The organism is uncultured Streptococcus sp., assembly GCF_938036805.1.
GTDB lineage: Bacteria > Bacillota > Bacilli > Lactobacillales > Streptococcaceae > Streptococcus.
Window position 1 is genome coordinate 1 of record NZ_CALHWC010000023.1, and the last position, 4,406, is coordinate 4,406.

The following is a 4,406-nucleotide window of genomic DNA, read 5'->3' on the forward strand; positions in this document are numbered from 1 at the left end:
GACCCCAGCGACCAGAAGAGTCAATTTCTCTTTCGCTTCGGTATTATCCATTGTATTGCCGACTCAGGTGTCTATGGACTCTTGACGACTGGAAATACTCAGCATTTCGAGGATAATACCTGGATTCATGCCAAGGGGAAACTTGCCATGCATTACCATAAAAGTCTGGGACAAAGCCTGCCAACTCTAGAAGTTGAAAGCTTTGATAAGGTAGAAAAACCGGACAATCCTTACGTTTATCGAGTCTTTTAGAGCCAAACACCTATGAAAATCCATTTTCATAGGTGTTTCTTTTATATGCCTTTCTCTACCCTTTACTCAGTTGCTCTGACCGACTTTTATAAATTAGAAGAGACTTGATGAAGCTCGCTCTCTAATTTTTTCTCTCTTATCTCGGAAAATCATGCTACAATAATACTATCTCATTTGAAAAGGAGTTCTTTTTATGAATCAAGAAAAAGTAAAGAAACGAGATTTGCTTTCTATTCTGGCTGTGGCTTTAGTCGCCTTTGCTGGAATTCTTTCAGAGACTAGTATGAATGTGACCTTTCCCCACCTGAGTCAGGTCTTTGGCCTGAGCCTAGGTGTGCTACAATGGATTACGACTGGCTATCTGCTGGCCGTCGCCATCACCATAACTTTAGGCGCAACTCTAGCCCACAATTGGACGGAGCGTCGCATCCTCTTTACCTCACTTTCCATCTTTACCCTTGGTAATCTGATTGCTATGATTGCCCCAGACTTTACTTCCCTTATGCTGGGACGGATCCTTCAGGGGGGAGCGACTGGGATTGCCATTCCACTTATGTTTAATCTCATCGTGGAGCGGATTCCTCGGCAGAAAATCGGCTTTTATATGGGACTGAGTGGTCTAGTTATCAGTCTGGCACCAGCCATCGGTCCGACCTACGGAGGATTCATGATTGGCTCCTTCGACTGGCACATGATCTACAGCTTTATCATGCCAGTTCCCATTCTCTCTTTTTTACTGGCTTATGTTAATTTGGAAAATTCGGCAGGCAAGAGCAAGCGTCCCTTTGATGTGCTGGGCTTTCTCTCGCTCGCAACGGCTCTTTCCTTTTCTCTAATGACTATCTCCAGTTTAGAAGGTGGTGATAGTGTCAATTGGCTTTATCTAGCCATTTTCTTCCTTTCCTTTGCCTTTTTCATCTGGCGGAGTCTGACTGTTCAAGATCCATTTCTGGATATCCGTATCTTGAAAGAACCAACGATTTTCTTTGGAATTCTACCCTTTTTAATCTTCCAATTCTCCAACCTATCCAGCAACTTTCTCATTCCCAACTTTCTCGTGCTGGTCAAGAATGTCTCCACCGCCCAAGCTGGATTTTCCCTCCTTCCCGGAACCATGATCGGAGCTTTCATGTCTCCTTTTCTGGGAAAATTGTACGATAGCAAAGGCCCAAAACTATCTCTGCTAGGCGGCAATAGCCTAGTCTTTCTGGTCATGATTATTTTTAGCTTTTTTACAAGCTGGCTCAATCTGCCTTTAATCTTAGGATTTTATATCCTCTTTACTCTGGGACGCAACATGGCCTTCAACAATACCATGGCCTTATCCGCTTCTCAAGTCAGCAGAGATAAAACGGCGGATGTGACTGCCCTCTTTCAACTAGCACAAACCTTTGCTGGTGCCTTGGGAACGGCAATTGCAGCTGTCCTGCTCAATCAAGCCCCCGATACGACAAGCGGCGTCCACAATGTCTTTAGCCTACTTCTCCTTCTCGCAATAGGAAACTTTATTTTCTACTATTTTCTGTTTCGAGCGATTCATCAGAAGAAAGAAGCCTAAATTTCTATCCCGACTTTCCCTCGGGATATTTTCTTTGGTCAAATCCAGATTTTTCAAATACAATTTTTCTGAAAATTGTGATAAAATAGAGACAATCACATATAGATAGGTAATAGATATCATGTCTTCAAAAGTTATTATTACAATTTTCGGTGCCAGCGGAGACTTGGCTCAAAGAAAGCTTTATCCTTCTCTCTTTCGACTTTATAAATCTGGCAATCTTTCGCAACATTTTGCCGTTATCGGAACCGCCCGCAGACCTTGGAGCAAGGAATATTTCGAATCGGTCGTTGTCGAGTCAATCTCTGACCTAGCCGACAGTGCCGAGCAGGCTCAAGAGTTCGCCAGCCACTTTTATTATCAAAGCCATGACGTGCAAGATACTGAGCATTATATCGAATTGCGTAAGCTGCAAAACAAGCTCAACGAGCAATACCAGGCAGAAAATAATAAACTCTTCTTCCTTTCTATGGCGCCACAATTTTTCGGGACCATTGCTAAGCATCTCAAGTCTGAGCAAATCGTTGATGGAAAAGGATTTGAACGCCTGATTGTCGAGAAACCTTTTGGGACAGATTTGGCAACTGCCAGCAAGCTTAACGAAGATCTACTGGCTACTTTTGACGAAGAACAGATTTTCCGTATCGACCACTATCTGGGCAAGGAAATGATTCAAAAGATTTTTGCCATCCGCTTTGCTAATCTGCTGTTTGAAAATGTCTGGAACCGCCAATACATTGATAATGTACAGATTACCTTTGCTGAAAAGTTGGGAGTTGAAGAACGCGGTGGCTACTATGATCAATCCGGTGCCCTCCGTGATATGGTGCAAAACCACACCTTGCAACTCCTCTCCTTATTAGCCATGGATAAGCCAAAAAGCTTTACCAAAGACGATATCCGAGCAGAAAAGGCCAAGGTATTTGAACGCCTCGTTCAGCCAAGCGATGAAGATTTGAAACATTTCTTCATTCGCGGCCAGTACAAGTCTGGCAACATCAATGGCAAAAAATACATTTCCTATCGTAGTGAGCCCAATGTCAACCCTGAATCTACGACCGAAACCTTTGCCTCTGGTGCTTTCTTCATTGATAGCGACCGCTTCCGTGATGTTCCTTTCTTCTTCCGAACTGGGAAGCGCCTCACCAAAAAAGGCACCCATGTCAATATCGTCTTCAAGCAAATGGACTCTATCTTTGGTGAACCTCTCAAACCAAATGTCCTAACCATCTATATCCAACCAACTGAGGGGATTTCACTCAGTCTCAATGGTAAGGAAGTTGGAGAACTCTTTAATCTCGCTCCCATCTCATTGGATTATCGGACAGATGCCACAGCTTCAGGAGCCTCTCCAGACCCTTATGAAAAACTAATTTTTGATGTCCTTAATAACGACTCAACTAATTTCAGTCATTGGGACGAAGTAAAAGCCAGCTGGGAGCTCATCGATCGCATCGAAGAACTCTGGAGTCAAAATCAAGTACCACTCCATGAATATCCTGTCGGATCTATGGGACCAGAAGCCTCCTTCGAGTTACTCGCCCAATTTGGAGCAAACTGGCAATGGCAACCTGATAAAGAATAATAGATACAAAAAGAGAGTGGGACAGAAATCGGTAATTCGTTAGAATTCGATTTCGTCGTCCCACCTCCGCACAGTTGAGTAGGGCTGTAAAAGCTGATGAAATCAGCGTAGTAGAGCCCACTCAACCACTGCGTCTTGCTCGACAAGCCAAAGACAATTGAGAGGCTAGGACTTTTGTCCCAGCCTCTTTTTTTTATACTTCTTAAACATCTGCTAGTCTTTCTATTACAGCCATTCCTTGTAACGCTTGATATAAAGGCCTTTCACAAGGGTTACACTAACCATATAAAGCACAATAATCAAGAAAAGACAAAGGAAATAGATGCTATTCAGCGGGGCAGTCTTCAGAACTGACGCAAATAGGCTGTATGGCAAGGAAGTAACAAAGAGCGCAGCTACCATGGTCGTCACAATGACGGAAAGAGCAGGACGGCTTTGCACAAAAGGCAGTTTAGGCGAGCGTAGCATGTAGATGACCATAGTCTGAGTCCACATAGACTCAATAAACCAGCCTGTTTGGAAAAGAGTGATAAAGATCGCTGCCTGTTCAGTACCAGCTTGATAGCTGCCTCCTGTGATCATAGGCACGATGATAAAGTAAAGCACCAGATAGGTCAAAACATCAAAAACGGATGAGATAGGCCCGATCCAAGCCATAAAACGGGTAATGGAGCTAGCTGACCAAATATGAGGCTTCTTAAGAAATTCACTATCTACATTATCAAACGGCAAAGCGATACAAGACAAGTCATAAACCAGATTGAGGACAATCAAATGAACTGGTGCCATAGGCAGAAATGGCAAAAAGATACTGGCGAAGAGGAGAGAGAAGATATTCCCAAAGTTGGAACTGACCGTCATCTTGATATACTTGGTCATATTGGCATAGACCTTGCGCCCTTCTACCAGCCCTTTCTCCAGAACCATGAGATCCTTGTCTAGCAGGATGACATCCGCCGTTTCCTTGGCAATATCGACAGCTGTATCAACAGAAATACCCACATCTGCTAC

General features: G+C 43.7%; 3 protein-coding genes and 1 pseudogene. 3 read left to right on the forward strand and 1 reads right to left on the reverse strand.

Going from position 1 to position 4,406, the window contains the following annotated elements:
- From Q0191_RS01025 to zwf, 3 genes and pseudogenes are all read left to right on the forward strand, one after another.
- Positions 1–252: pseudogene (locus tag Q0191_RS01025) on the forward strand (TIGR03943 family protein); the annotation flags it as partial.
- Positions 253–445: 193 nt separating this feature from the next.
- Positions 446–1,810, forward strand: coding sequence for an MFS transporter (locus Q0191_RS01030; RefSeq protein ID WP_297663019.1), 1,365 nt, complete (start codon positions 446–448; stop codon positions 1,808–1,810).
- Between the two features lie 121 nt (positions 1,811–1,931).
- Positions 1,932–3,395, forward strand: a complete 1,464-nt coding sequence (gene zwf / locus Q0191_RS01035; RefSeq protein ID WP_297663021.1) for a glucose-6-phosphate dehydrogenase — start codon at positions 1,932–1,934, stop codon at positions 3,393–3,395.
- Positions 3,396–3,620: 225 nt separating this feature from the next.
- On the opposite strand, the gene Q0191_RS01040 is transcribed toward zwf, so the two are convergent.
- Positions 3,621–4,406, reverse strand: a 786-nt coding sequence (locus tag Q0191_RS01040; protein ID WP_297663022.1) for a cation transporting ATPase C-terminal domain-containing protein, incomplete at its 5' end; no start/stop codon positions are given.